24 protein-coding genes are annotated in these 25,838 nt (G+C 52.8%); 16 read left to right on the forward strand and 8 right to left on the reverse strand.

Features of this window, described 5'->3' with window-relative positions; all coding sequences use genetic code 11:
* Window positions 1–78: 78 nt before the first annotated feature.
* Entirely contained in the window at window positions 79–693 is a 615-nt protein-coding gene (locus MWU63_RS04000; RefSeq protein WP_213887509.1) for a glutathione S-transferase family protein, read from the reverse strand.
* A gap of 201 nt (window positions 694–894) precedes the next feature.
* Between MWU63_RS04000 and MWU63_RS04005 the strand changes: the two genes are divergently transcribed.
* Genes MWU63_RS04005 through MWU63_RS04035 form a run of 7 tightly spaced genes read left to right on the forward strand, consistent with a single transcriptional unit; the run spans window position 895 to window position 6,779 of the window.
* The gene (locus MWU63_RS04005; protein ID WP_213887510.1) at window positions 895–1,623 is read left to right on the forward strand and encodes a 2Fe-2S iron-sulfur cluster-binding protein; all 729 of its coding nucleotides are present in this window, start codon (window positions 895–897) and stop codon (window positions 1,621–1,623) included.
* Between the two features lie 3 nt (window positions 1,624–1,626).
* Complete coding sequence (locus MWU63_RS04010; protein ID WP_247077012.1) at window positions 1,627–1,959, forward strand: succinate dehydrogenase; 333 nt, start codon at window positions 1,627–1,629, stop codon at window positions 1,957–1,959.
* Window positions 1,956–2,297 (forward strand): succinate dehydrogenase, cytochrome b556 subunit, encoded by a 342-nt coding sequence (gene sdhC, locus MWU63_RS04015; RefSeq protein WP_213887512.1) that lies wholly within the window; start codon window positions 1,956–1,958, stop codon window positions 2,295–2,297. Before MWU63_RS04010 ends, sdhC begins: the two co-directional genes overlap by 4 nt.
* A 3-nt stretch (window positions 2,298–2,300) precedes the next feature.
* Window positions 2,301–4,067, forward strand: a complete 1,767-nt coding sequence (locus tag MWU63_RS04020; protein ID WP_247077014.1) for an FAD-binding protein — start codon at window positions 2,301–2,303, stop codon at window positions 4,065–4,067.
* Window positions 4,064–5,026, forward strand: coding sequence for a fumarate hydratase (locus tag MWU63_RS04025; RefSeq protein ID WP_213887514.1), 963 nt, complete (start codon window positions 4,064–4,066; stop codon window positions 5,024–5,026). The genes MWU63_RS04020 and MWU63_RS04025 overlap by 4 nt, the downstream gene beginning before the upstream one ends.
* Complete coding sequence (locus MWU63_RS04030) at window positions 4,990–5,670, forward strand: fumarate hydratase C-terminal domain-containing protein (protein WP_213887515.1); 681 nt, start codon at window positions 4,990–4,992, stop codon at window positions 5,668–5,670. The genes MWU63_RS04025 and MWU63_RS04030 overlap by 37 nt, the downstream gene beginning before the upstream one ends.
* A gap of 8 nt (window positions 5,671–5,678) precedes the next feature.
* Window positions 5,679–6,779 carry a sulfite oxidase gene (locus MWU63_RS04035; RefSeq protein WP_213887516.1) on the forward strand — a complete coding sequence of 367 codons (1,101 nt, stop codon included), beginning with the start codon at window positions 5,679–5,681 and terminating at the stop codon, window positions 6,777–6,779.
* Between the two features lie 13 nt (window positions 6,780–6,792).
* Here MWU63_RS04035 and MWU63_RS04040 read toward each other — a convergent pair whose 3' ends face one another.
* Both MWU63_RS04040 and MWU63_RS04045 read right to left on the reverse strand, forming a co-directional pair.
* Entirely contained in the window at window positions 6,793–7,536 is a 744-nt protein-coding gene (locus MWU63_RS04040) for a sulfite exporter TauE/SafE family protein (protein WP_213887517.1), read from the reverse strand.
* On the reverse strand, window positions 7,526–8,446 hold the full coding sequence (locus tag MWU63_RS04045) for a LysR substrate-binding domain-containing protein (RefSeq protein ID WP_247077016.1): 921 nt from the start codon (window positions 8,444–8,446) through the stop codon (window positions 7,526–7,528). Before MWU63_RS04045 ends, MWU63_RS04040 begins: the two co-directional genes overlap by 11 nt.
* Before the next feature lie 125 nt (window positions 8,447–8,571).
* Here MWU63_RS04045 and MWU63_RS04050 point away from each other — a divergent pair, with 125 nt between their 5' ends.
* On the forward strand, window positions 8,572–10,173 hold the full coding sequence (locus MWU63_RS04050) for a thiamine pyrophosphate-binding protein (protein WP_213887519.1): 1,602 nt from the start codon (window positions 8,572–8,574) through the stop codon (window positions 10,171–10,173).
* 132 nt (window positions 10,174–10,305) lie between these two features.
* Complete coding sequence (locus tag MWU63_RS04055) at window positions 10,306–10,929, forward strand: TetR/AcrR family transcriptional regulator (RefSeq protein WP_213887520.1); 624 nt, start codon at window positions 10,306–10,308, stop codon at window positions 10,927–10,929.
* Window positions 10,930–10,932: 3 nt separating this feature from the next.
* Here MWU63_RS04055 and truA read toward each other — a convergent pair whose 3' ends face one another.
* A complete protein-coding gene (gene truA / locus MWU63_RS04060; protein WP_213887521.1) occupies window positions 10,933–11,718 on the reverse strand; it encodes a tRNA pseudouridine(38-40) synthase TruA in 786 nt (261 codons plus the stop codon).
* A gap of 231 nt (window positions 11,719–11,949) precedes the next feature.
* Here truA and MWU63_RS04065 point away from each other — a divergent pair, with 231 nt between their 5' ends.
* The 5 genes from MWU63_RS04065 to MWU63_RS04085 all read left to right on the forward strand — a co-directional run bounded on the left by MWU63_RS04065 (window position 11,950) and on the right by MWU63_RS04085 (window position 18,530).
* Window positions 11,950–13,365 (forward strand): YcjX family protein, encoded by a 1,416-nt coding sequence (locus MWU63_RS04065; protein ID WP_213887522.1) that lies wholly within the window; start codon window positions 11,950–11,952, stop codon window positions 13,363–13,365.
* Window positions 13,362–13,808, forward strand: a complete 447-nt coding sequence (locus tag MWU63_RS04070; RefSeq protein WP_213887523.1) for a GNAT family N-acetyltransferase — start codon at window positions 13,362–13,364, stop codon at window positions 13,806–13,808. The genes MWU63_RS04065 and MWU63_RS04070 overlap by 4 nt, the downstream gene beginning before the upstream one ends.
* Window positions 13,808–14,812, forward strand: a complete 1,005-nt coding sequence (locus MWU63_RS04075) for a TIGR01620 family protein (protein ID WP_213887524.1) — start codon at window positions 13,808–13,810, stop codon at window positions 14,810–14,812. Before MWU63_RS04070 ends, MWU63_RS04075 begins: the two co-directional genes overlap by 1 nt.
* Before the next feature lie 233 nt (window positions 14,813–15,045).
* Window positions 15,046–18,003, forward strand: coding sequence for an isoleucine--tRNA ligase (gene ileS / locus MWU63_RS04080; RefSeq protein WP_213887525.1), 2,958 nt, complete (start codon window positions 15,046–15,048; stop codon window positions 18,001–18,003).
* Window positions 18,004–18,074: 71 nt separating this feature from the next.
* The gene (locus tag MWU63_RS04085) at window positions 18,075–18,530 is read left to right on the forward strand and encodes a methylated-DNA--[protein]-cysteine S-methyltransferase (protein WP_213887526.1); all 456 of its coding nucleotides are present in this window, start codon (window positions 18,075–18,077) and stop codon (window positions 18,528–18,530) included.
* Here MWU63_RS04085 and MWU63_RS04090 read toward each other — a convergent pair.
* From MWU63_RS04090 to MWU63_RS04100, 3 genes are read right to left on the reverse strand one after another with little or no spacing between them, the layout of a single operon-like run.
* Window positions 18,527–19,228: a CDP-alcohol phosphatidyltransferase family protein gene (locus MWU63_RS04090; protein WP_247077018.1), complete on the reverse strand. Its 702-nt coding sequence runs from the start codon at window positions 19,226–19,228 to the stop codon at window positions 18,527–18,529. The two genes, MWU63_RS04085 and MWU63_RS04090, sit on opposite strands and share 4 nt — an antisense overlap.
* Before the next feature lie 41 nt (window positions 19,229–19,269).
* Entirely contained in the window at window positions 19,270–20,190 is a 921-nt protein-coding gene (locus MWU63_RS04095) for a tyrosine recombinase XerC (protein ID WP_247077020.1), read from the reverse strand.
* Complete coding sequence (locus tag MWU63_RS04100; protein ID WP_213887529.1) at window positions 20,187–20,894, reverse strand: DUF484 family protein; 708 nt, start codon at window positions 20,892–20,894, stop codon at window positions 20,187–20,189. Before MWU63_RS04100 ends, MWU63_RS04095 begins: the two co-directional genes overlap by 4 nt.
* 203 nt (window positions 20,895–21,097) lie before the next feature.
* Between MWU63_RS04100 and MWU63_RS04105 the strand changes: the two genes are divergently transcribed.
* Window positions 21,098–23,293 (forward strand): primosomal protein N', encoded by a 2,196-nt coding sequence (locus MWU63_RS04105; RefSeq protein ID WP_213887530.1) that lies wholly within the window; start codon window positions 21,098–21,100, stop codon window positions 23,291–23,293.
* Here MWU63_RS04105 and MWU63_RS04110 read toward each other — a convergent pair.
* Window positions 23,287–24,477, reverse strand: a complete 1,191-nt coding sequence (locus MWU63_RS04110) for a crosslink repair DNA glycosylase YcaQ family protein (RefSeq protein WP_213887531.1) — start codon at window positions 24,475–24,477, stop codon at window positions 23,287–23,289. The two genes, MWU63_RS04105 and MWU63_RS04110, sit on opposite strands and share 7 nt — an antisense overlap.
* A gap of 104 nt (window positions 24,478–24,581) precedes the next feature.
* On the opposite strand from MWU63_RS04110, the gene MWU63_RS04115 reads away from it, so the two are divergent.
* Window positions 24,582–25,811 (forward strand): MFS transporter, encoded by a 1,230-nt coding sequence (locus tag MWU63_RS04115; protein ID WP_213887532.1) that lies wholly within the window; start codon window positions 24,582–24,584, stop codon window positions 25,809–25,811.
* The last annotated feature ends 27 nt before the right edge of the window (window positions 25,812–25,838 follow it).

Genomic DNA, 25,838 nt, shown 5'->3' on the forward strand with positions numbered 1-25,838 from the left:
TCTATCTCACGCGAAACAGATGCGGAGATACGAGCGCGATATCCGATACAGCTTAGGTCAATTTGCTAGGGTCTACAGCTATTCATGCAATTCCATAACCCTCTGGACCGCCGCCCGTTTTTTCATTGCTTCGGAATGTTCTTTGATGATTGGAAATTCATCAAGGTTTACACCGTCTGCGGTCATCCATTGCGAGACCGTAAAAAGATAAGGATCACAGATTGAATACGTATTTCCTAAGACCCACGGTCCTTTGAAATAGTGGACTTCAATCATTCTTGCGCATTCGGCCATGTTTCCCGTGACTTTCGCTGTCATGCTTTTGTGTGCATCCGGATCGTCAGACCATCTGTGGCCGCGCATTTTATGCGCGTGAGCAACATGGACAGTTGCTGCCAGATAAATGTTAAACGCCTGAGCCGTTGCAAATTCAAAGGGGTCCTTAGGCGCGAGATTTACGTTAGGGTGGGTCTGGGCGATGTACGCCAATATCGCTGGCGTTTCTGTTAGCAAGCCTTGCGGAGTTTTGAGTGTTGGAACACGCCCTTTTGGGTTTGTCGCCAGATACTCTGGCGATTGCTGTTCCATCTTAGAAAAATCGATAAGCTGGGCTTTGTAGTCAGCTTTTGCTTCCTCTAACACTATATGAGCTGCCAGTGCTGCGGTCCCTTTGGCATAGTAAAGCGTTAACATCAGGTATCTTTCCGCTATGGTGATCGACCGGTTTTTCTTGTTTGTACAGGTGAAACTTAAAGTGGCGGACAAAATAAAGAAGACCACGCGTGTAATTTTTCCTTATAATAACAATTAGTATTTATTCCTTTCTGTTAGCTTTTCTTCCTATTATGTTTCCTTCACTGATCCTCTTTTAGAGACGGATGAACGGAGCATAGCGTGTCAGCGAACTGCGATGAGTTGGAAGTGTCAGTCTGGCGCGGAGATCGGCTCAGCGGGCATTTCGAAGTCTTTCATGTACCTGCCCAGGATAGCCAGACAATTCTGGATGTGGTGTCGTGGATTCAGCAAAATCTGGATGCAACCTTATCGTATCGTTATGCCTGCCGGGTCGGGATGTGCGGGTCCTGTGCCATGATGGTGAATGGAGTGCCGCGCTGGACGTGCCGGACCCATGTGAAAAAAGTTATGAACGGCAACAAGCTGGAGGTGGCCCCGTTGCGCAATCTGCCGGTGATCAAGGACCTTGCGACAGATATGGACCCGTTTTTCGACAAATGGATCGCGGCGGAAGGGCTGCACCACCCGACCAAAACGCGCGACGAACCGATCGAAACGATAAACCCGGATAGCACCATGCGTGCCGAGGCGAATGCTGGAATAGAATGTATAAATTGTTCTGTTTGTTATTCCGCATGCGACACTGTCGCTGGCAACGTTGACTACCTTGGGCCTGCGGCACTTCAAAGGGCTTGGACGCTTTTCAACGACGCCAAAGACAGTGGTCAAAACGCTATTCTTGAGGCTGTTTCCGGCGCGGGCGGTTGCCACAACTGTCATAGCCAGGGAAGTTGCACAGTATTCTGCCCCAACGAACTTAACCCGATGAAGGCAATCGCCGAGCTTAAGAAAGCGACTACCAAATCATTTTTCAAGAAGAGGGTGTAGTTGATGCTGGGTGTCCGTCTTTACATGCTTCAACGCCTCACCGCGCTCATAATGGCACCGCTGACGTTGGGGCATATCGCTGTGATGATCTATGCGGTTGAAGGTGGGTTGAGCACGGCTGAAATACTCAGCCGTACGCAAGGCAGTATTTGGTGGCTTCTTTTCTATGGCAGCTTTGTCGTCGCGGTGTCTTTGCACGCTGCAATTGGCTTAAGGGTCATTGTTCATGAAACGCTTGGTCTGAAGCGTCCAGCTCTCAACATACTTACCTTAGTTGTCAGTCTGCTTCTTCTTTTTATGGGGGCGCGCGCTGTTTTGGCCGTGACACTAACATGATCCGTAAACACCGGGCGCATCCCCTTTGGTTTGCTTACGCGCTGCACCGCCTTTCTGGTCTTGCTCTGGCGCTTTTTCTACCAGCACATTTTTATATTTTGTCAAAGGCACTTACCCAGCCTGAAAGCCTGGATAATTTCCTGACTCTAACAGAAAGCCCGATGGTCAAACTTGCCGAGTTTGGTTTGGTTTTTCTCTTGGCCGTACATTTTCTTGGTGGTTTTCGGTTGATGGCGATGGAATGGTTGCCATGGTCAGACAGGCAAAAAACCTTTGCAGCGGTTGCCGTCGCCGGGGCATTTCTGGTCTCTGGATTGTTTTTCTTGCGGGTGGTGTAAACAATGCAAATGGCAAGCGATATCGAGCGTCACGACACTGATATTTTGATTCTTGGTACGGGTGGCGCAGGTATGTTTGCCGCCCTTCATGCACAGCAGACAGCCCCGGAAGGCACCAGAATTACGATTGCTGTTAAAGGGTTGATTGGCAAATGCGGCTGCACCCGAATGGTGCAGGGCGGATACAATGTTGCGCTTGGCGGCGGCGATACCGTTGAACGCCACTTTATGGATACGATTAACGGCGGCAAATGGCTGCCAAATCAGGACATGGCCTGGAAACTTTGCGAACAAGCAGTAGTACGTGTGCGTGAACTGGAAAACGAAGTTGGATGCTTCTTTGATCGCAATCCTGACGGATCGTTGCACCAAAAGGCCTTTGCCGGACAGACCGCCGATCGCACGGTACATAAGGGTGACCTGACTGGGATCGAGATTATCAGCCGCCTGATGGAGCAGGTTCTCTCGCGGCCCATCGAAAAGCTTCAGGAACATCGCGCGATTGGGCTGATCCCGACGAAAGACGGATCCGCACTTGCAGGTGTCTTGTTCATCGATATGCGGACTGGAAAGTTTCGATTTATACGTGCCAAATGCGTGATGATGGGCACAGGTGGCGGCCCCACGATGTATAAGTATCATACACCATCCGGTGACAAGACGATGGATGGTCTTGCAATGGCGCTGCGTGCAGGTCTTCCGCTGCGAGATATGGAAATGGTGCAGTTCCACCCGACTGGTTTGTTGGCTGGAGCCCATACCAAGATGACCGGCACAGTGCTTGAGGAAGGGTTGCGTGGCGCAGGGGGCTATTTGCTGAACAGCAGTGAAAACCGGTTCATGTTTGACTACGACCAACTTGGAGAGCGGGCGACACGTGATGTTGTCAGCCGTGGTATCTATACGGAAATGCGTAAAAATAATACCTCTGAAAACGGTGGTGTTTACATCTCTATGTCACATCTAGGTCCAGAAAACGTGCGCAAGAAATTCAGCGGTATGGTCAAGCGTTGTGCTGACAGCGGCTTTGATCTGGCAGGTGGTAAGGTTGAGGTTGTTCCAACGGCGCACTATTTTATGGGTGGCGTTGTGGTTGACCCTGATACACGCACCGCAATGGAAGGTTTATATGTCGCGGGTGAAGACGCAGGTGGTGCGCATGGCTCAAACCGGCTTGGCGGAAATGGCGTTGCAAACTCAACCGTTTATGGTGGTGTTGCGGGTGACATCATGGGGTTGGACCTCCGCAAAATGAATGCGCAGCGAGATCCGGATGAAGCAGTCCTGAGCGCAGAGGTTGTGCGCGCGCAGCACCCGTTTTCCAGAAAACCTGCAATCATTCAGGCGCTGCGTCACACCCTGCAAGAAGCGATGTGGGAAGATGTCGGTGTGATGCGTACACGCGCCGGAATGGAGCGCGGAATAGCGCGGGTTTCTGAAATTTCCGACGAATTGATGACCATAGGTGTCGATCCCAGCAATCTGGCGTTCAATCTGACCTGGCATGATTGGCTGAATATGCGCTCACTGTGTGATGTATCGAGTGTGATCGCTAAAGCGGGGCTCGTGCGTGAGAACTCTCGCGGTGCGCATTTTCGCGAAGATTTTCCTGAAAGTGGCACGATGGAGAGTTCTTTTTTCACAGTCGCACGCAAAACACGCGATACGGTCGAAGTTTCGCGTGAAAAGGTGAAGTTTTCGATCATCAAGCCGGGGGAATCGATTTTGCCCGAAGGCGAACCCGAAACATTGGTGGAGGCTAAACTATGATCTCAATTGATCTGATCCAAAAGACAGCTGAAACCCTGATGGACAAAGCCGCCATCGAGATTCCGGACGACTACCTTGAAGGGCTCAAAGCTGCAGCCAAGGTAGAGGACGGTGATCTATCCTCTTTTGTGCTTCAGGCGATGCTTGAAAACTATGAAGTCGCTAAGGAAGATCGCCGTGCAATGTGTGGCGATACAGGAACGCCGCGTTGGTACGTTAAGATGGGCAATGAAACCCAGATCGAGGGTGGGCCGATTGCACTGGAAGCAGCATTGCGCCGGGCGACCGCAAACGCCACAAATGGCGTTCCCCTGCGGCCAAACAGGGTGCATCCCCTGTGGCGTACGGACCATGACAACAATGTTGGTATTGGCGCTCCGGAAATCGAATATGGGTATGAGCCGGGTGGCGAATGGATTGATCTGATCACCGTTCACAAAGGTGGCTTGTTTGGCACAGACTACCGGATGCTTTTTCCATCGGACGGGATACAGGGGATAAGGCGGTTCTACCTCGACAGTATTGTTGCCTTTGGTAAACGCGGACTGGCTTGCCAGCCAGCGATCATTGGCATTGGGCTCGGCGGGTGCAAAGACACCTGTATGGTGTTGGGAAAACGCGCCGCCTGTCTGCGCACTGTAGGAGACCGTAACTCGGACCCTAAAGTTGCTGAGTTGGAGCTGGAGCTGAAGGAGTTAGGCAACTCCATCGGCATGGGCGCAATGGGGTTTGTTGGCAAATCCATGGTCATCGATGCGCATATCGAAGTGGGCTATTGCCACACAGGCGGAATGCAAATGTCTGTTCATGCGTTTTGCCTGTCGTCGCGCCGTGCCGTGGCACGTGTTTTTGCCGATGGACGTGTAGAACATCGTACGGATCCAAATTGGTTTACTGATTATCAACGCCGGGAGACTGTGGAATGGGAGATGCCCGAAAGCCACGAGAAATCCGCCTGAGCACAACACCAACGCCAGAGGCGTTAGCGGAACTGCAGCTTGGTGACATCGTCTACCTGGACGGGCTAATGTATACGGCGCGTGAAGGCGTCTACAAGCGTGCGCTTGAAGACAAGGCGAACATACCGCTGGAGTTACCCGGCGAAAGTGCCGCGAATTTTCACTGTTCTCCAGCGGCCCGCATAAACGCGGATGGTAGTTTTGAAATGGGGGCGGTCACGGCAACGGCCTCTTTCCGATTTGCGAAATGGCTGCCCGAATGGTTGGCCAAATCCGGCGCAAAACTGGTCATCGGCAAGGGCGGTATGAGCAGCAAGGATTACAAAAACTACTTTGTACCAAATGGCGCCATCTATCTCAGCACCGTTGGCTACGGGACCGGTGCGCTTTTGGGGCGTGGCATAGAAAATGTTGAGGCCGTTCATTGGAACGAAGAACTTGGTCTTGCCCAAGCCATGTGGGTGATCAGGTGCAAAAAAATGGGCCCGTTCATTGTGGCGTCAGATTTGGATGGGAATTGCCTTTTTGAGCGTGAAAACGCGAAAATTTCTGCAACCATTGAAAGGGCTTACGAGGGTACCAAGCCAGCAACGTTGAAACGCTTTGGTGAAACAGATGACAAAAATGATGAACTGATCGGATAGGTAGTCAGATGAACAAAGAACATAATCCATTTGAACCTTATTCAGGGTGTGTGGTCACTCAGGATGGTGTGTTTAGCGAAGCGGAAGTCGGCCTTGCGAACAGAAATTCTGGTCTGCTTCTTGAAACGCTTGCGCTCGATATAACGCCGACCGGGGCACACTACCTTTTGAATCATTTTGACGTTCCGCTGATAGACGAGGGGGCACATTCCCTGTCCTTCAATGGTTCTTTTAATACGCCTTTCAATCTGACCATGGCCGAGATTAAGGCATTGCCGAAAATCACAATGCCGGTCACGCTGGAATGCGCCGGAAATGGGCGTGCGGGTGTGTCGCCACGGTCTTATTCCATGCCTTGGATGTATGAAGCGGTTGGCACATCTGAATGGACAGGGACACCGCTTGCACCGTTGATCGGAAAAGCGAAGCCAAGCGCGGATGTTGTTGAGATATCGTTTCATGGTGCGGATTATGGGTTCGACAAAGGGTGTGGGCATTTTTTTGGTCGCAGCCTGACCCTTGCACAGATGAAAGAACTTGACGTCCTGCTGGTTTACGCAATGAACGACGCACCGCTCCTCCCGCAACATGGCGCGCCGTTACGTATTGTAGTGCCGGGTTGGTACGGCATGGCGAGCGTGAAATGGCTTACCGAGATTACCGCCCTGACCAATCCCTACGACGGTTTTCAACAGGTTCGAACATACCAATACCGCGAAAGCGATGAAGACCCGGGGCGCCCAATTACGACGATGCGGATAAAATCACTGATGGTGCCACCCGGTGTGCCCGACTGGACGTCACGCAAACGTTACGTGAATACAGGGCCGACTGAGCTGGTTGGGCGGGCTTGGTCGGGTGCAGGCACTCCTATTGAGAAAGTGGAAGTCGAGGTCTCGGGTGTTTGGCACCCCGCAAACCTTGAAAACAGCGAAGACCGTTATGCTTGGAAAAAGTGGACGTTTGACTGGGATGCAACGCCCGGTGCTCATGTTCTCAGATGCCGGGCAACAGACGCAGAAGGCAATGTGCAACCGCTTGAACCACCCTGGGATGTCGCTGGCTTTGCCAACAACGCCGTGCAGGTGGTTCATGTTTTTGTTGAGTGAAACAAGGCGATTATCATAGGATTTCTCGAAAAAATAACACTAATCCAGAGAGAAACATCATCGCAATTATCAGCCTGCGAAACTGATCATCAGCTAGCCGTTTGAAAACGACAATGCCAATTTGTGCGCTGGCCATCGTCAGGGGAAGGGCTGTAGCGATAAGTGTTAAGCTTTCCCAAGTGTAAACGCCTTTGACCGCAAACATGACGGATGTCAGACCAAGAATGACAACGTTAAAGGGTTGTAGCACAGCGCGTGTTTCTGCCTTGGGCCATGGGCGCATCGAACACCACATTGTTGGCAGGGCACCCGAAAGCGATGCTGCCCCGCCAAGAATACCCCCAAGAAAGCCAATAGCGCTATCGACCAGCGGTGTTGGGCGCTCAAATTTAGGGAGCGCCTTTCGAAACGAAAAGAAACCACCATAGAGTATCAGAAAACCAGCGATCAATAGTTTCAGGATCGTGGGATCAAGCATCGCCAGTGTTGCAACGCCAATTGGGATACCGATTATTCCTGATGCCAGGAATCGGGCAAGCCGCTTGGGTTGCCTTAATATCGAATGGCGCACGAGCCAGACGCCCTGCACGCCGCTTACGGCTGAGACGACTACGACGATGGAAACGGCTTGTACCGGCGGCATGATCTGAAGCCAGAACCCAAGCGCAAACAGTGCTGTCCCAAAGCCAGCAAGCCCATTGATAAATCCACCAGCAACAGCGCCCGCAGCCAGCAGCAGAAGAAACTCAGTGGTCATTCTGCGTGGCTTTGATAGAAGTGTTCGAAATCAAACGTCCAATGCCTACCGCGTTCAAAAGTGTTTTGTGCATTTCCACTATTACATTTGTTTTTATACTGTTGGAGCGGTTTATCAGTCCAAGTTGCCGGGCCGGTGCGGCGCCCGGTAATAGCAGCCGTTTAAGGGGCAGAGGGTTCATGTTTTGCACGCTGCGTTTTGGTGTGATCGAAACGCCAAGGTTACGCAGGACCATGCTCGAAATCGCTTCGAGGCTCTCCAACTCCATGCTGTCATACACTTTGAGTTTTTGATCCTGAAGCCAGTTTTCGATCATACCGCCAACAACGGCGTCCCGAGAGAACCTGATGAAAGGATTGTTTTTCAACAGAAAAATAGGATCGTCGCTTTCTGTTTCATGCGAGGCAATAAGTTGGAGCGGCTCTGATGCAATGTCGTGCCAATCATCGCCCTGAGGTATCAAGTTTGGACGAGAGATGATTGCCGCATCCATATTCCCCCGTTCAATCTGGCGTAACAATTCGTTCGTCAGGCCGGGGATCACCCTAACACGAAGGTCAGGATAGCTTTCTTTGAGGATCGAAATTGCGAGTGGGACAAGACCTGTCAGCGTTGTTGGCACGGCACCCAGCAGCAATTCACCATGCAATCCACTATCCCCCAGAACAGAAGGAACGAGGTTTTCATAGGCCTCGACGACCTCGCGTGCCTTCACGACCAGGGCACGACCAATAGGAGTCAGTTCTGGTGTTCTTTTGGAACGATCAAATATCGCGATACTCCATGTTTCTTCCAGTGCTTTCATCTGCTGGCTTACAGCGGCATGTGTGACAAAAACAGTGTCTGCGGCAGCACTGAACGTTCCATTTTCCTCAACTGCGATCAGCGTTTTCAGCATTCTTATGGACATCGCGTTTCAGCACTTTCATGTAAGAGTAAATTATAAAGCATGTAAAAAGATGAGGCTTTATTTAAGAAAGTCTTAACAATATGGTTTGTCAATAATGAGCTGAGAAAGTTTTAAGGAAATTTGGTATGAGAGGCGCTGATCTATTAGTGCAGACACTGGCGCTCGTCGGCGTCGACCGGATATTTTCCCTGTCGGGCAATCAGATCATGCCGGTTTATGATGCGTGTATTGATGCAGGCATAGAAATTATCCATACGCGTCACGAGGCGGCCGCAGTGTTTATGGCAGATGCCTACGCGCAGCTAACAGGCGGGATTGGCGTCTGTCTTGTCACCGCAGCGCCCGGTGCGGCGAACGCATTGGGCCCGCTCTACACTGCGCGCCAGTCTGAAAGCCCTGTTTTGTTACTTACTGGTGACTCGCCACTTTCACAGGATGGGCAAGGAGCCTTTCAGGAGCTTGATCAGGTTCCGATGACAGCACCCCTTACAAAGCTTTCGGTTCGGGCGAATTCAGCGATTGAGCTTGGAACCGTAATTGCAGTTGCGTTACAGACGGCTTTGTCTGGTCGGCCCGGTCCGGTGCATGTCGCGCTTCCGTCTGATGTTTTGGAGGGGGACGCGCGTGGCGCAGAGTTGCCTAACGCGCAGGATTTACGTTCGCACCCAAACCCGATGAACGCTTCAGAGGTAACGGCCTTACTGAAGGCGCTGGCTATGGCAAAGGCCCCTTTGATTTTGTGCGGCCCCTCGATGAGTAATACGCGCGCGGGCAGCACTTTGACGAAACTGGCGGATGCAATTGATGCGCCAGTCGTTGCTATGGAAAGCCCACGTGGCCTGAATGATCCGGCGCTGGGCGATTTTGCGAAAGCTTTTGAACATGCTGATTTGATTGTCAGCTTGGGAAAACCGATAGATTTCAGTCTTGGTTTTGGGGCGTTAACTGACTCAAATTGGATCGTGATCGATCCGGAGAACGCAAAAATTGACCAGGCGAAATTGAACCTTGGGGAAAAGCTTACCTTTGCGGTTGTGGCTGATCCGCGCGATGCGGCGTTGACGCTCATCGAAAAAGGCCCGGGCTTAAATGCCCGCAAGGATTGGCGCGCGAAAGTTGCGTCACGCCTCGCAAGGCGAAATTTTTCCGCAGCAGATGCGAAACAGCGCGGTAAAATCACCTCTTCTGACCTCTGTATCGCGGTTCAAAAGCAGATCGCGCAAGCGGCGCAGTCAGTTGTGATCAGTGACGGTGGTGAATTTGGCCAGTGGAGCCAGGCCTGCACAAGCCCGACCTATCGACTTATCAACGGCCCGTCCGGCGCGATTGGCGGCGCACTTTGCTACGGTGTTGCTGCAAAAAAAGCAAAATCCGATGCGACGGTTTTCGCCTTGATGGGGGATGGGACAGTCGGATTTCACTTTGCTGAATTTGAAACAGCCGCGCGGGAAAACAGTGCCTTTATCGTTGTGATCGGCAATGACCAACGCTGGAATGCCGAGCATCAGATACAGCTGCGCGACTATGGACCTGATCGCCTGATTGGCTGTCAGTTAAGTGACGCTCGCTATGACAAAGCCGCCGCAGCTCTGGGTGCTCATGGTGAACATGTGACCGATCTGGCAGACCTTGATGCGGCTCTGAGCCGAGCCGTGCTAAGCGGCAAAATCGCCTGCGTAAATGTGGTCATTGAAGGTTTGCCCGCCCCAAGCGGAAGTGTGCACTAAGGGGCAAAAGGCAAAATCTAGGACGGAAAGTCGTTTGCGGCTGTCGTTCTGTATGGTTGCGTATTTCAGCGCTTTCAACACAAGTGTCGAGTTTGCTTGCGCTTCAATCCTGCGTAATGATAAGCAAACGCCATGAATGAAAATCCAAAAGGCTGGCGCGGGTCGGCAGATCTTTGGCTTGACGCAGCCTATCAATTGCTTGTGACTTCTGGTGTGGAAGCGGTGAAAATTTTACCGCTCGCAAAAGCAGTCAGGATGTCCCGTCCGAGCTTCTATTGGCACTTTGAAGACCGTGAAGCATTGCTTGATGCGTTAATTGCGCGTTGGGATGCAAAGAATACCGGAAATCTCGTCGCTCAGACGCGGCAACATGCGGTTTCGATAGCCGAAGCATTGTTTAACCTATTCGATTGCTGGCTCGATGAGGACCTGTTTGACGCTAAGCTCGATTTTGCCATTCGAAACTGGGCACAAAGTGCGCCCAACCTGAAGACAAAACTAGAAATTGCTGATCAGACGCGGGTCAAGGCGATCACCGATATGTTCGTTCGGCATGGTTTCAACCCTTTCCAGTCTGATATTCGGGCGTCTGCAATCTATTATACACAAGTCGGGTATATCGCGATGATGGTTGAGGAACCAAAATCAAAACGGATCGAAAGAATGCCTGCCTATATTGAAACCTTTACCGGCAACTCACCAACTGAAAGTGAAATTGCTCGGTTTAAAGCACGCCACCTCGGATCATCAAACTAGCACTCAAGCCGTATCGGAGATCTTTGCAAAGGGGTCCTCTTCGTATTGCACAGCAGAAAGATACAGCCCATGGGGGGGCGAGACGGGTCCGCAGGCCGAACGGTCACACGCTTCAAGTGCCAGGCGCATATCATCAGGGCTCCAACTGCCGCGCCCAACCTGAACAAGTGATCCGACGAGGCTGCGCACTTGATTGTGCAAAAAGCTTCGGGCACGCACGTAAAACCTGAATTCCCGGCCATGCGGCAGCTCGAATTCCTCAATACGTAACTCGTCAAGCGTTTTAACAGGCGATTTCGCCTGACACATTACAGATCGAAACGTGGTAAAATCATGAAGCCCCAGCAGGTGGCCAGCGGCTTCCCGCATCGGCGCAAGCTCAAGATGTTGCGAGACTTGCCAGACCTGTCCGGCCTCAAAAGTCATAGGCGCGCGCCGATTGACAATCCGAAACAGATATTGACGCTCAACCGCTGAAAACCTGGCGCTGAAATTGTCCTCAACTTTAGCGACATCCACAACAGCAACGGGCCAGGGTTTCAAGTGATAATTTAACGCTTCTGAAAGCCGAAACAAATCCCAGTTGCGTTTCAGATCGCAATGGGCAACCTGTCCGGTTGCATGCACGCCGCGATCCGTTCGTCCTGCCGCAACAAGGGATGGATCATCAGCCGCCATCTTCGCCAGCGCGTCTTCCACCGTCTGTTGTACGGAAGAATGGGTTTTCTGACGTTGCCATCCGTAAAACGGGGCACCACTATACTCAATTTTCAAGGCAAATCGGGGCATATCCCCCCGATAACCTTTAGGCGCAGATTTTGCAATTGAGCAGAGTCTGCATATTTTCTTTATCCTTCAAATATCCCCGCGCGGAGCGCAATACCGCACGAAGTGCCAGAAAATGTGGCGCGGTACGCGCCTCTGTTTTGAAATTCTTCCCAAACTCTCAAATTTAACCAAAGGGTGGTTTTCACCTCTGGCTCTGCTTATCTTTCGTGATGTTAATGTGAGGTTAGCTGTTTGGGTATTGGTGATATTGTAGAAAGTTTGACGCGCAGCATTGAAAATCTGAGCGCCGACGCCTCTGAAGCTTTGTTTGAACCGGTGGTGCGTCTCGGCGTGACAGGGCTGTCGCGAGCAGGGAAAACTGTTTTTATCACGTCCCTTATTGCGAACTTGCTTGAACGTGGACGAATGCCCCAGTTGCTCGGGGCCGCTAATGGCACGATCCGGGCTGCGTACCTGCAACCACAACCGGATGACACAGTCCCGCGCTTTGACTATGAAACACATCTCGGTGCGTTGTCCTCGTCCTCTCCGCGCTGGCCCGAAAGCACCCGCGCAGTAAGTGAACTGCGCCTGTCACTCCGCGTGCAATCTACAGGATTTCTGGGTGTGTTCTCAGGCCCCAGAACTGTGCATCTTGATATCGTGGACTATCCCGGTGAATGGCTGTTGGATTTGGTGCTTCTCAGCAAATCCTATGAAGTGTGGTCAAAGGAAACCCTAGATAAGATTAAATCGCGTGATATGGCACAGGCCTATTTGAAGCAGGCACAAGCCGTTGATCCCAACGTTGCTTTGGATGAGCCTTCTGCTCAGAATCTCGCAGCAGGCTTTACCGAGTATCTGAAAGCAGCCCGGGAAGCAGGGTTTTCAGACTGCACGCCGGGGCGGTTTTTGCTCCCGGGCGAGTTGGAGGGCTCTCCGGTTTTGACGTTTGCGCCATTGAATAAACCAGAACGCCCGCAACGGCGTAGCCTGTGGGGTGAGATGGAAAGGCGATTTGAAGCGTATAAATCAAGCGTTATAAAGCCTTTTTTCAGAGATCACTTTTCAAAGATCGACCGTCAGGTTGTATTGGTTGACGCGCTTGGTGCAATCCATAAAGGCCCTGAAGCCGTTGAAGATATGCGTCGTGCGATGGCCGAAGTTCTGATGGCTTTTCGACCCGGCAAAAACGGCTTCCTCGCTCAGATATTGCGCGGTAAACGGGTTGAAAAGATTTTGTTCGCCGCAACAAAGGCGGACCATCTGCACCACCGGCAGCATCCGCGTCTCACTGCAATCATGGACGCTTTGGTGCGCGACGCGCATGATCGTGCTGATTTTGCAGGGGCTGAAACGGCGGCTATGTCGATCGCCGCGCTGCGCGCGACAGTCGAAGAAACGCTGGATCATAACGGGGAAGAGCTTGATTGTGTACGCGGCAGGTTGCTTGACGGGGGCAAACAGGCAGCTTTGTACCCGGGGGAATTGCCAGATGACACTGCCACCTTGCTGTCGCCTGCCCGCGAAGGTGCAAAAGAGTGGTTGGATGCCGACTACAAGATCATGTCCTTTGCACCTGCACCGATGAAGCTGAAACCGGGCGAAGGCCCGCCTCATATCAGGCTGGATAAGGCGGCCCAGTTTCTGTTCGGTGACAAGTTATGAGCCCGGTTTTGGAAACAGCCCAGGCAAAAGATGCGCAGGAGGTTGGCCTGATTTTGCATAGTTGGCTGCAAAACACGCAATGGGTTCCAAAGCTGTACACACGAGTTGAAACAATCGGATTCGCAGATTCCATGATTGCGCGCGGCTGGGTTACGGTTGCACGCAAGCATAATGTTGCAGGATTTCTGGCGCGTGACGCAGGGTTCGTTCACGCACTTTACCTGAGTGACGAGATGCGCGGGCAAGGCATCGGGCGGGCTTTGATCGCACGCGCCAAAGCAGAAGAAGAAATGCTGACGCTCTGGACATTTTTGGCAAACACGGACGCCCGGCAATTTTATCTACGCGAGGGATTTCAAGAAGTTACTCGCACGGATGGCTCCGGCAATGACGAAAAGCTGCCAGATATCTGTTATCAGTGGCGCACGAACGGAGAGACTTGATGGCAAAATCAAACGGCCCGGTACTTATCGATCTGGAAGGTCAGGTTGCAGAGGTTACACCTGCATCTGCGCCACCAGTTCCAGAGATTTTGCCATCAGGACAGGCAATGCAAACCGTTGTGTCACTGGGCGCACGTTGCCCATCCTTGCTTGCCAGATTGTTCTGGTGGCTGGTTGCTGCAATTTTTTCCTTTGCGCTTTCCGTTTGGGCTTGGGATTTCGTGCAGGGCTTGCTGGGGCGAAACGAAATTCTGGGGTATGTCGCGCTTGGCCTGACCAGCCTGTTTGTATTGGTTGTGCTGGCAATTGCTGTGCGAGAATGGGTTGGTTTTCGGCGCCTGAAACGGTTGGATCGCCTGCACAACGAGGCAACGCGTGCTTTTGCAGAAAGCGATTTAGACGCTGCCAGAGCGGTCATCGCCGGTCTGGAGCGGCTTTATTCTGGACGCCATGACCTTTCCTGGGCCCGCGAAAGACTTAGGGAACGCAAAGGCGAAGTTCTGGACGCGGACGGTTTGCTTGGACTTGCAGAGACAGAGTTGTTGGTTCCATTGGACAAGGCCGCGCGCAAAGAGATTGAAGCCGCCGCCAGACAGGTCGCGACGGTTACGGCAATCGTGCCTCTGGCATTGGCTGACCTCGTCACCGCATTGGCGTCGAACATGCGCATGATCCGGCGCATTGCCGAAATTTATGGGGGCCGGTCCGGAACGCTTGGCAATTGGCGGCTAACGCGAACGGTACTCGCGCATCTTGTCGCGACGGGGGCTGTCGCAGTTGGGGACGACTTAATAAGTTCGGTCGCAGGGGGCGGAATGTTGTCAAAGATTTCACGTCGCTTTGGTGAGGGTATCATTAATGGTGCATTGACTGCTCGGGTTGGTGTCGCGGCGATGGAAGTTTGCCGCCCTTTGCCGTTTCAACGCGAAAAACGACCTTCGGTCACCAGTTTGGTGCAACGCGCGCTGAGTGGCGTGTTTGGCCGTGATAAGAGAAAAAAATGATACATATTTGGTCGCCAAATTTTCAGATCATCCCTTTCTACCTAGCCTATGGACCATTCCGAATACCGGGCGTATAACCCCCGCATGAGACGTTTTTGCGTGATCATTATTCGAATTATATGCCCGGCGCTCTGACCCTTCGAGCCGCCGGGACATTCCGCGCGTTTTCTGGCCAAAGCCTGTCGCGCCGCCCCACCCAACATCTACGAAATTTCGTTTAAGGACCACGACGCATGTGTGCCGATACACCTGACTACAAAGAAACACTGAACCTGCCGCAAACCGATTTTCCGATGCGTGCAGGCCTGCCGAAACGCGAACCCGAATGGCTGGAGCGTTGGGCAGAAATTGGTGTTTACGATCGTTTGCGCGACAAAGCTGCCGCAAAAAAGGGCAGTGATGAAGCGCGCAAACCTTTCACCCTGCATGACGGCCCCCCCTATGCCAACGGGCACCTGCACATCGGTCATGCGCTGAACAAAATCCTTAAGGATATGGTTGTGCGCAGCCAGCAGATGATGGGACGCGATGCGCGTTATATCCCCGGTTGGGACTGTCATGGTCTGCCAATCGAATGGAAGATCGAAGAACAGTACCGCCAGAAGGGCAGCAACAAGGATGATGTCCCTGTCGTTGATTTCCGTCAGGAATGCCGTCGGTTTGCTGAAGGCTGGGTTGACATTCAGCGCGAGGAATTCAAACGCCTTGGCGTTACCGGCAACTGGGCTGACCCGTATCTGACAATGGACTTCCATGCCGAAGCGGTCATTGCGGGCGAGTTTCAGAAGTTCCTGATGAACGGCACGCTTTATCAGGGTTCAAAACCTGTGATGTGGTCACCGATTGAACAGACCGCATTGGCGGAAGCTGAGGTGGAATATCACGACAAGGAAAGCTTCACCATCTGGGTGAAGTTCAAAGTTGTCGATCCGGTTGCAGGAGACGGCGCGAAGCTCAAGAATCGCGATTTGGTTGGTTCTTATGTGGTCATCTGGACGACCACACCCTGGACAATCCCGTCGAATAAGGCTGTCGTGTTTGGCGAAGATTTCGCATACGGCCTCTATGAGGTTACAGGAACGCCTGATGAAAGTTGGGCTAATGTCGGCGACCGCTTCATCCTGGCCGACAAGCTGGCCGGCGATGTGATGACCCGTGCCCGTCTTCAAGACGATATGTATACCCGTGTCCGTGACGTAACGGCTGAAGAGCTTTCGGGCCTTTCGCTTCAACATCCTCTCGCCGGGGCCGAAGGTGGCAATGGCGAATGGGACGACCTGCGTGATTTCCGCGCTGCCGATTTCGTGACTGACGAAGAAGGTACCGGATTTGTGCACTGCGCCCCCTCGCACGGGATGGAGGAATACGAGCTTTACCGTGATCTTGGTATGCTGGAACAGGTCATTACCTACAATGTGCTGGATGATGGTTCTTTCCGTTCTGAACTGCCTTTCTTTGGCGGCAAGTATATCCTTAGCCGTAAGGGTAAGGAAGGTGATGCCAACAAGGCCGTAATCGACAAGCTGATCGAGGTCGGTGGCCTGCTGGCCCGAGGCAGGATCAAGCACAGCTATCCGCATTCATGGCGCTCTAAAGCACCTGTCATCTTTAGAAATACACCGCAGTGGTTTGCTGCCATCGACCGCGAGGTTGGCGACGGGCAAGACACCTATGGTAAAACCATTCGTGAACGCGCACTGACCTCGATTGATCAGCTTGTTACATGGACACCAAAGACTGGACGCAACAGGCTGTATTCCATGATCGAAGCGCGGCCTGACTGGGTTCTGTCGCGCCAACGCGCATGGGGGGTGCCGCTGACTTGTTTTGTCAAGAAAGGCGGGCTTCCAACCGACCCCGATTTTCTGTTGCGCGATGCTGCTGTGAATGCACGCATTGTTGCGGCATTTGAAGCAGAGGGTGCAGATGCGTGGTATGCAGAGGGTTCCAAAGAACGCTTCCTCGGAAGCGACTACGACCACGACGAATATGTTCAGGTCTTCGATATTCTGGATGTCTGGTTTGACTCCGGCTCAACGCATGCCTTCGTTCTGCGGGATCGTGAAGACGGCTCAGAAGACGGCATTGCCGATCTTTACCTTGAAGGCACCGACCAACACCGCGGCTGGTTCCATTCTTCGATGCTGCAATCTTGCGGAACACAGGGGCGCGCACCTTATCGCGGTGTGTTGACACATGGGTTCACGCTTGATGCCAAGGGTGTCAAGATGTCTAAATCCATCGGCAATACGATTGTGCCGGAGCAAGTGGTTAAACAATATGGCGCCGATATTTTACGCCTTTGGGTTGCGCAGTCTGATTACACAAGCGATCAGCGGATAGGTGATGAAATTCTGAAAGGTGTCGCCGACAGCTATCGCCGCCTGCGCAACACGATGCGTTTCATGCTTGGCTCGCTTTCAGAGTTTACCGAGGCAGACCGGGTTGCAGCCGCCGATATGCCAGAGCTTGAGCGTTGGGTTCTGCACCGTCTGGCTGAACTGGATCATCAGGTGCGCACCGGATATGCGAAGTACGACTTCCAGGGGGTTTTCCAGGCGATCTTTACCTTTGCGACGGTGGACCTGTCATCGTTCTATTTCGATATCCGCAAAGACGTGCTTTACTGTGATGGAGATAGTGATCGGCGTCGCGCGGCACGCACGGTGCTTGATATCCTCTATCACCGACTAACAACCTGGCTCGCCCCAATTCTGACCTTTACGATGGAAGAGGTCTGGCTGGAACGGTTCCCCGGCGAAAAAAGCTCGGTACATCTGGAAGATTTCCCTGAAACGCCCGCTGACTGGCTGGATGAGCCTCTGGCTGCAAAATGGGCCAATATCCGGCAAGTACGTCGTGTTGTGACGGCAGCCCTTGAGGTGCAGCGTCAGGACAAGGTTATTGGTGCGTCGCTAGAGGCGGCACCTGTTGTGCATGTGAATGACGCCGAAGTTCTGAGCGCGCTGAAGTCGGTTGCGTTCGAAGATATCTGCATCACCTCAGATGTTGTTCTGACCAAAGATCCAAGCCCGACCGAAGCATTCCGCTTGCCAGAGGCCGCTGGAATTGGGGTCGTTTTCGAAATGGCCGAGGGTGAAAAATGTCAGCGTTGCTGGAAAATTTTGACGGATGTTGGCAACCATTCACACCCAGGCACCTGTGCGCGGTGCGATGAAGCACTGGGTTAGAAATCGATTGCACAAGATTTGGAACGCCCCGGCCCTTGCGCCGGGGCGTTTTGTTTTGCGATGATGCGCCTATGAATATTGCATCCGTTGATACACCTGTTGGCCGTCTGGGCCTTGTCGAAGAAGATGGCGCAATTACGCAGCTTTTGTGGGACGCTCAGGATAGTGGCGAACGCACCGCGCTTCTTGAGGAAGGGTGCCGTCAGTTATCTGCCTACTTTGCCGGGGATCTTAGTGAGTTTGACTTGCCATTACAGGTCGCTGGATCGGATTTTCAGCGGGCGGTTTGCGATGCCATGCTTGCGATTCCGTTAGGCGAAACGCGTACCTATGGAGAAATTGCAGCGACGGTTGGTGCTTCTGCGCAGGCAGTTGGTAACGCCTGCGGGGCCAACCCGATTCCTGTGATTATTCCATGCCACAGGGTACTAGGCGCGACCAACCTTGGCGGCTTTTCAGGTGCGGGTGGCGTCGAAATCAAAGTGAAGCTGCTACGACATGAAAACGCTGCGGGGCTTTTGATTTAGGAACGTGAGTTTCGTTCGGGAATAATCTGTTGCGCGATGCCGGCACAAAGCAAGTAAACACTTGTTCCAACCAACCCCCAAAGCGCCCAGCTTTTCGGGTCAAAATCAACCCAGGCGGCCCAGCCCGCAAAACATGTCCATGCAAGTGCCAAAGGCAAAGACAGATTACGCCAGCGCTCTGTGCGCACCGGGTGAATGAACTTGAGTGGCAGAAACATCGTAACAGCCAAGGCGCAGACAATTGCGAGAATGATCCAGAAATTCGGGTGCGTTGCAAACAGAACCAGCACGACCATGTTCCAGCACCCCGGAAAGCCGGAAAAACTGTTGTCCTTAGTTTTCATACGTGTATCTGCGAAATAAAGGGCGCTGGTAAATGTTATTATGATAATAACAATCCAGCCGGACCAACCAGACAGCAGGCCTGACTTGAAAAGTGCGTAAGCCGGTACGAAAACATATGTCAGATAATCGATGATGAGATCCAGAAGAACACCATCGTAAATGGGCGCATTTTTCTTGACGTGATATTTGCGTGCAAGTGGTCCGTCTATTCCGTCAACAGCGAATGCGACAACCAACCACAGAAACATGAGGCTCCATTTTTGATCAACCGCAGCGAGCATTGCCAACATCGCAAAAACTGCGCCGGTTGCGGTCAGTAGATGAACAGATAAGGCTTTTTGTTTTAATGTCATTTGGCTTTCATGAAACAAATTGCCTCTCTTAGCAACGTGGATCAGGCTTTTGGGTGGCTGTTTTCGTAAACTTCCAACAGTCGTGCAGTGTCGACGGCGGTATAGGCTTGGGTGGTGGAAAGGGTGGCGTGACCAAGCAGTTCCTGAATCGCTCTCAGATCGCCACCTGCGCCAAGCAGATGTGTTGCAAAGGAATGGCGTAAGGCGTGGGGTGTGGCAGTGGCAGGCAGGCCTAGCTGCATTCTGGTCTGTTCCATCACTTTCTGTATCGATCGGGCAGACAGTGCGCCTCCGCGAACACCCCTGAAGAGCGGTGTTTCAGGTTCATTGGCGAAAGGCATGAGCTTACAGTAACGGCCTACCGCGTTCCGGGCAGGCGCAATCACCGGCACAAGGCGTTCTTTGCCGCCCTTGCCGAAAATGCGTAAAACCTCAGGCAGCGGTACGTCGGCGAAGGTTAGACCCAGTGCCTCGGATATCCGCAAGCCACAACCGTAAAGCAGGGTCAAAACCGCAGCGTCGCGTGCAGCAATCCAATCTTCGCGTGCCTGTAGTTCGACGGTTTCTATCATTGCCTTTGCGGCATCAATGGCCAGAGGGCGCGGAAGTTTGTTGGTGAACTTGGGTGCTCTGGTTGAAAGAACAGTGGTAGCGTCAAAACCCTCACGCTCGGCAAGCCAGCGATAAAAGCTTTTGATTGCCGAAATCGAGCGGGCAAGAGAGCGGGCGGATACGCCCCGCTCTCGCTCGTGCGCCATGAACGCGCGCATATCTGACAAACCAACGCGTGTAAGCGGGGCGATTCCAGTCTCTTCGCCAAAATGGCGCGTCATGAAACTCAGGAATCCTAAGAGGTCAGTCTGGTACGCAGTTATCGTATTGTCAGCTGCATTGTTCAGTGCCTTTTGAGCAGAAAGCCACCCTGCGAGCGCGTCCTGCATCGCGGGTGACAACAGACTCATGACAACCAGCGGCGCATCGCACGTTCAAACACGCCAGCAAAGAAAGCCAGCAAATCTGTTCCCTGATTGGGTTTGAAGTGATGCGGGTCCTCTGACCCCATAATCAGCATTCCCGGCAAACGTCCTTCACCAAAATCCAGCCGAAGTGCAGCTTCAGACCTGATGTAATCGGTTGCTTCACCATAGATCATGTCGGAATTAGGTTTTAGCTGGCGTAAAGTAACCTGTCGCTCAGGTTTGCTCCGGCTTGTTCCGAGATAGCCGTCGATAAAACCTGGTTCCGCCACTGTCAAAACGTCACCAAGGCGTTTGACGGCAGGGTCATCGGCGCTTTGCACGGTTTCAAGAACCAGCCTCACGCAATCAACACGCAAAATGTCGGCGACGTCACCGCCAAGATCGCGCAGGAAATTTTCGAATTCATTCGGGTCAAGCATCCGCAAGATGGCGCGATGTACCTGATTGGTGCCTGCGAGGTTTTCATAAGCTGCCGCGATAACGGAACGATGTGTATCTTCCAGACGGTCCAGCCGGGATTCCAGCCGTTCCATCGCGATACCTCGCAGATCAACGATATTGCTTCCCAACTGCTTTTCGTTTGCAGCAATAAGGGCGCGCATAACATCCGGGTCTTCAAGAACGACTTCCGGGTCTGCAATTATCTTATCGCGCAGATCAATTTCGGCTATAGCGGTGCTCGTCATGCCTATCTCTTCTTATCTTTTGCATGGTTATACAGCATCATGTTCGGATTTCTCCACCGTTTTTACATCTTTAGGCAAAAAAATGGGGATGTGTCGATTTCGCCTGATCAGGCATAGCTGGTTGACCCCGGCAAAAGGCATGGCCAGAATTGTGATCCATTCTGCTGCGGTCTTTGGACCCGGCCATTGGGAAAGAGGCTGACGTGGTAGAGCTGTCATTTTTTGACGAGGGCGATTTGGTGGCTGTGCTGACCGCACAGCCTCTGGATCGTTTGCTTGATTACAAGGCCCCGGAAGGCGGGTGTCAGACCGGCGCGTTTGTCGAGGTTCCGCTTGGTCCGCGCAAGGTTTTGGGCGTTGTTTGGGGCAAAGGGGCCGGCGGGTTCGATCTCAGCAAGGCGCGTTCTGTTATTCGGGTGCTTGATGTTGCGCCGATGCGCGAAGAAATGCGTGCCTTTCTGGCACGAGCGGCTGATTACACGCTGACACCGATGCCTGCCATGCTGCGGCTTGCGACACGCGCGCCGGGATTGGGCGACCCGCCCTCTATGCGTAAAATTCTGAGGTTGGGCCAGGGAGAGCCGGATCGTATGACGGATGCGCGCCGCCGCGTGATGGAGGTGCTGCGCGAGTACGGCGGATTGGCATTTACGCTTCGGGAACTGTCAGAGATGGCCGGGGTAAGTTCGCCGGTGATCAAGGGGCTCATCAAACAGGGTGTTGTTGTCGAAGAAGATACACCACGCGATATGCCCTACCCGTCCTTGCAGCCAGAGTTTGACGGAAAAGACCTGAATGACGATCAGGCAGAGGCTGCAAACCAACTGCGCAACGCTGTCGCCACGGGACATTATGGAACGACGCTTTTGAAAGGTGTGACCGGTTCGGGTAAGACAGAAGTCTATCTCGAAGCCGTTGCGGAATGCCTGAAGCAGGGAAGGCAGGCTTTGGTCCTGCTGCCTGAAATTGCGCTGACGGCAGAGTTTCTGGCACGCGTGGAAGAACGATTTGGCGCACGCCCTGCTGAATGGCACTCGGGTGTCACGATGACCGAACGGCGGCGTTGCTGGCGGATGGTCGGGCAGGGGGCAGCACAGCTTGTGGTTGGTGCAAGGTCCTCGCTCTACCTGCCTTTTCGCGATCTGGGTTTGATCGTCGTCGATGAAGAACACGACAGTTCTTACAAACAAGAGGATGGTGCGCTTTATTCTGCACGCGATATGTCTGTCTTGCGGGCGACCTGTTGTTCTGCTCAGGTCATTCTGGCTTCGGCCACACCGTCGCTGGAAAGCTGGGCGAATGCTGAGACCGGAAAATACCAACGCCTTGATTTAACGTCTAGATTTGGCGTTGCGGAAATGCCTGACATGCGCGCGATAGACATGCGGGCTGAGACCCTCTCGTCAAACAGGTGGATATCAGGCACTCTGAAAAAAGAAGTATCAGCACGGCTGGAACTCAATGAGCAAGCGTTGTTGTTCATAAACCGCCGGGGGTACGCACCAACAACGATATGTCGGGCCTGTGGTCATCAGATTGGATGTGATCAGTGCGATGCCAGAATGGTGGAGCATCGGTTTTTGAAACGCCTTGTGTGCCATCAGTGCGGTGAAACAAAACCAATGCCGGAAAAATGCCCGAACTGCGAAGCTGAAGGCAGGCTTGCCCCTGTCGGCCCGGGTGTTGAACGCCTTGCTGAAGAGACCGCAGAGGTCTTTCCAGATGCACGGATTGCGGTTTTGTCGTCAGACCTGTTTGGGTCCGCAAGGGCCTTGAAAGAAAAGATCGAGTTGATCGCCGAGGGCGGAGCGGACATCATCATTGGCACACAGTTAGTGGCCAAAGGCCATAACTTTCCACATCTTACGTTGGTTGGAGTGATTGATGCTGATCTTGGCCTGCAAGGATCGGACCTGCGGGCAGCAGAACGAACGTTTCAGCTTATGCGTCAAGTCTCGGGCCGCGCCGGGCGCACGGAAAAACAAGGTGTTGCCCTGCTTCAAACCTATCAACCTGAGCATCCCGTTATCTGTGCCATTCTGTCAGGCGATGAAGAAGGGTTTTGGAGGGCAGAGGCGCGCGAACGCGAAGCGACAGGTGTGCCACCCTATGGACGCTTGGCGGGGATCGTTTTGTCGTCACCCGATGTACAGCAGGTGTTTGATCTGGCGGGAGAGATGGCGCGCCAAGACGCACCTCTGCGCGCGATCAATGCGCAGATCTATGGGCCAGCTCCGGCGCCAATTGCCCGTATCCGGGGACGCCACAGGGTGCGTTTGTTGGTCAAATGTGAAAAAGGCGCACCTTTGCAGAAAGCACTTGCTGCGTGGGTTGCACAGTTCAAATTGCCAAGCGCGATACGCTTATCGATCGATATAGATCCACAAAGCTTTTACTGAGCAAGGCTTTTTGTCGGATGTTGGCAAACCCAGTCCACGGTTTCCGCCCCAACGAGCCGCGCAAACCGATATAGTTCCGCTTCGAGCTTGTCTGCACGCGCGCCTGACCATTTCACACCTGACTCTGGCCAGAAACGTGCGACCTTTAGTTTTCCAGCTTTGCGATCCGCCTTGATTTCGGTCCGCCCAACAAAACGGTCGCCTTCCAGCAAGGGGTAGACATAGTAACCCCAGATTCGTTTTGAGGCGGGGACGAATATCTCGATCCTGTAGTCAAAGCCGAACAGACGGTAAAGGCGTGTGCGGTCACGAATAGCAGGGTCAAAAGGATTGAGTATCCGCAAGCGTGTTGTCGGTTGTAGTGCCACTTCAACGCGGCGCTCTATATCGATTGGCGCAAGCGCAGTGCTCCAGTTTCCATCGGCGGCCTGTAGTTCGACTTGCTTCAGGCCCTCTTTAGACTTTTCAATCCAGCTCTCAACCTCCTGTCGTTCCGTCGCCTCCCAAAACCTCTGAATCTCAGTGGGTGATCCAAAAGCCAGACGATCAAGTGCTGCACGGCAAAGCCAGTCAATCTGCGCGTCGTCCGGGTGATCCTGATTGCGCAAGTCGTGCGGAATGACACGCTCTGACAAATCATAGAACTTTTTAAAGCTTTCCCGATGCGACGTCGAAAGCTTGCCTGCGTACCACATGTTATCAAGTGCCAGCTTGTGCGGTGGCCGCGCCCACATTTCTTTCTTACCTGTGATTTTCGTATCAAAAGCATGGGTGGAAAGTGGGCCTTCGGCTTCAATGCGCGCAACAATAGCTTCAAGATCGGCCTCACAAAGACCTGTCTTATAGTAAGCGGACCGGTTTACCTTTTCACCCATCCGACGAAACTGCCGTTTCCACATTGGGTAGAACTCCATCGGCAGAACAGATGCATCATGTGTAAAATGTTCGAACAATGCGCGTTTTTCCGCGAGCAGCTTGTTCAACATAGGCTCTCGATAGTTCTGGTTGCGGCTCCAGAGAATGTGATGATGCGCGCGGGTGACATTGCGGATCGTATCTAGCTGAACGAATCCAAGGTTTTTAATGATCTGCAAAAGATCAAGTGGGCCTGTTGGTGTCGCCGCAAGCCCTTGAGTGTTAAGCCAAAGTCTTCTTGCATCTCGGTTTTGGATTCGGAATGTCATGGCTGAAAACTATGGCACAAAACTTGTGGAAGAAAGGCGAAGTTACTTGCCCAAAATCTCAATGCCTCTTTTCCTTGTCTTAAAACAGGCGTAGGGGCAATGGCATGAAAAATGTCTCTGTCTCTGATGCGCATACGCTTCCTCTTTGGCGCAGGCCCGTAACGTTGTTGTTCATTCTGTCGGCGGCAATGCCAGTTGCGTTTTCGACTTGGAGCGCGCTGTTGAATAACTTTGTTATTGAAGTGGCGCGGTTTGACGGAGCGGATATTGGCTTGCTGCACACGGTGCGCGAAATTCCAGGGTTCCTGGCGGTTGGAGTGATTGCTGTTCTTTTATTCATGCGGGAACAGGTGTTGGGAATTGTTGCTCTGGCGATGCTTGGGTGCGCAACAGCTGTGACAGCGTGGTTTCCCACGATGGGCGGCATCCTGACGATAACAATGTTAAGTTCGATTGGTTTCCACTACTACGAGACGGTAAATCAATCACTGCAATTGCAGTGGATCGAAAAGGCGCGTGCGCCCCAGACATTAGGCTGGATCACGGCGGCGGGGTCGGCGGCTACGTTGGTTGCCTATGTCTTGATAGTCATAAGCTGGAAGCAATTCGATCTATCTTACAATTTTGTCTATCTTGTTTCGGGTGGCTTCACGGCTTTGATCGCCGTTATCTGTTTCTTTGCGTACCCTCAGTTTGAAGGGCGAACTGTGCAGCAGCGCAAGATCATTCTGCGTAAACGCTATTGGCTATATTATGCGCTGAATTTCTTTGCCGGTGCCCGGCGGCAGATTTTTGTCGTGTTCGCCGGCTTCATGATGGTCGAGCGGTTTGGCTTTGCTGTTCACGAAGTAACGGCACTGTTCCTGATCAATCTGGTCGCCAACATGATTTTCGCACCGATGATGGGCAAGGCCGTCGCATATTGGGGCGAACGTCGTGCTTTGATTTTTGAATACACCGGACTGATAATCGTGTTTCTGGCCTACGGCGGAATTTACATGTTTGGTTGGGGCGTTCTGGTCGCGGCTACTTTATACATTATCGATCACTTGTTTTTTGCTCTTGCTCTGGCGCTGAAAACCTATTTTCAGAAAATCGCGGATCCGGCCGATATTGCACCAACTGCCGCGGTTGCATTTACGATCAACCATATAGCTGCCGTTGGGCTGCCTGTGTTTCTGGGTCTTCTATGGGTTGTCTCGCCAACAGCCGTTTTTTTGTTGGCTTCTGGTATCGCCTGCGGTTCGCTCTTACTGGCGCTTTTGATTCCGCGCCACCCTGAGCCGGGTTACGAAACAATCTTTAGTCGCGGCTTGCCTGCACCGGCGGAGTAGAGAGTTCGGTTGACGCGTAGGCATCCC

Source organism: Pseudohalocynthiibacter sp. F2068 (genome assembly GCF_023015645.1).
GTDB lineage: Bacteria > Pseudomonadota > Alphaproteobacteria > Rhodobacterales > Rhodobacteraceae > Pseudohalocynthiibacter > Pseudohalocynthiibacter aestuariivivens.

Excerpts from the sequence above, each read along its gene's own strand:
- MWU63_RS04000 (WP_213887509.1), bottom strand. The coding sequence starts at position 693 with ATGTTAACGCTTTACTATGCCAAAGGGACCGCAGCACTGGCAGCTCAT.
- MWU63_RS04010 (WP_247077012.1), top strand. The coding sequence starts at position 1,627 with ATGCTGGGTGTCCGTCTTTACATGCTTCAACGCCTCACCGCGCTCATA.
- sdhC (WP_213887512.1), top strand. The coding sequence starts at position 1,956 with ATGATCCGTAAACACCGGGCGCATCCCCTTTGGTTTGCTTACGCGCTG.
- MWU63_RS04020 (WP_247077014.1), top strand. The coding sequence starts at position 2,301 with ATGCAAATGGCAAGCGATATCGAGCGTCACGACACTGATATTTTGATT.
- MWU63_RS04025 (WP_213887514.1), top strand. The coding sequence starts at position 4,064 with ATGATCTCAATTGATCTGATCCAAAAGACAGCTGAAACCCTGATGGAC.
- MWU63_RS04030 (WP_213887515.1), top strand. The coding sequence starts at position 4,990 with ATGGGAGATGCCCGAAAGCCACGAGAAATCCGCCTGAGCACAACACCA.
- MWU63_RS04035 (WP_213887516.1), top strand. The coding sequence starts at position 5,679 with ATGAACAAAGAACATAATCCATTTGAACCTTATTCAGGGTGTGTGGTC.
- MWU63_RS04040 (WP_213887517.1), bottom strand. The coding sequence starts at position 7,536 with ATGACCACTGAGTTTCTTCTGCTGCTGGCTGCGGGCGCTGTTGCTGGT.
- MWU63_RS04045 (WP_247077016.1), bottom strand. The coding sequence starts at position 8,446 with ATGTCCATAAGAATGCTGAAAACGCTGATCGCAGTTGAGGAAAATGGA.
- MWU63_RS04050 (WP_213887519.1), top strand. The coding sequence starts at position 8,572 with ATGAGAGGCGCTGATCTATTAGTGCAGACACTGGCGCTCGTCGGCGTC.
- MWU63_RS04055 (WP_213887520.1), top strand. The coding sequence starts at position 10,306 with ATGAATGAAAATCCAAAAGGCTGGCGCGGGTCGGCAGATCTTTGGCTT.
- truA (WP_213887521.1), bottom strand. The coding sequence starts at position 11,718 with ATGCCCCGATTTGCCTTGAAAATTGAGTATAGTGGTGCCCCGTTTTAC.
- MWU63_RS04070 (WP_213887523.1), top strand. The coding sequence starts at position 13,362 with ATGAGCCCGGTTTTGGAAACAGCCCAGGCAAAAGATGCGCAGGAGGTT.
- MWU63_RS04075 (WP_213887524.1), top strand. The coding sequence starts at position 13,808 with ATGGCAAAATCAAACGGCCCGGTACTTATCGATCTGGAAGGTCAGGTT.
- ileS (WP_213887525.1), top strand. The coding sequence starts at position 15,046 with ATGTGTGCCGATACACCTGACTACAAAGAAACACTGAACCTGCCGCAA.
- MWU63_RS04085 (WP_213887526.1), top strand. The coding sequence starts at position 18,075 with ATGAATATTGCATCCGTTGATACACCTGTTGGCCGTCTGGGCCTTGTC.
- MWU63_RS04090 (WP_247077018.1), bottom strand. The coding sequence starts at position 19,228 with ATGACATTAAAACAAAAAGCCTTATCTGTTCATCTACTGACCGCAACC.
- MWU63_RS04095 (WP_247077020.1), bottom strand. The coding sequence starts at position 20,190 with ATGAGTCTGTTGTCACCCGCGATGCAGGACGCGCTCGCAGGGTGGCTT.
- MWU63_RS04100 (WP_213887529.1), bottom strand. The coding sequence starts at position 20,894 with ATGACGAGCACCGCTATAGCCGAAATTGATCTGCGCGATAAGATAATT.
- MWU63_RS04110 (WP_213887531.1), bottom strand. The coding sequence starts at position 24,477 with ATGACATTCCGAATCCAAAACCGAGATGCAAGAAGACTTTGGCTTAAC.
- MWU63_RS04115 (WP_213887532.1), top strand. The coding sequence starts at position 24,582 with ATGAAAAATGTCTCTGTCTCTGATGCGCATACGCTTCCTCTTTGGCGC.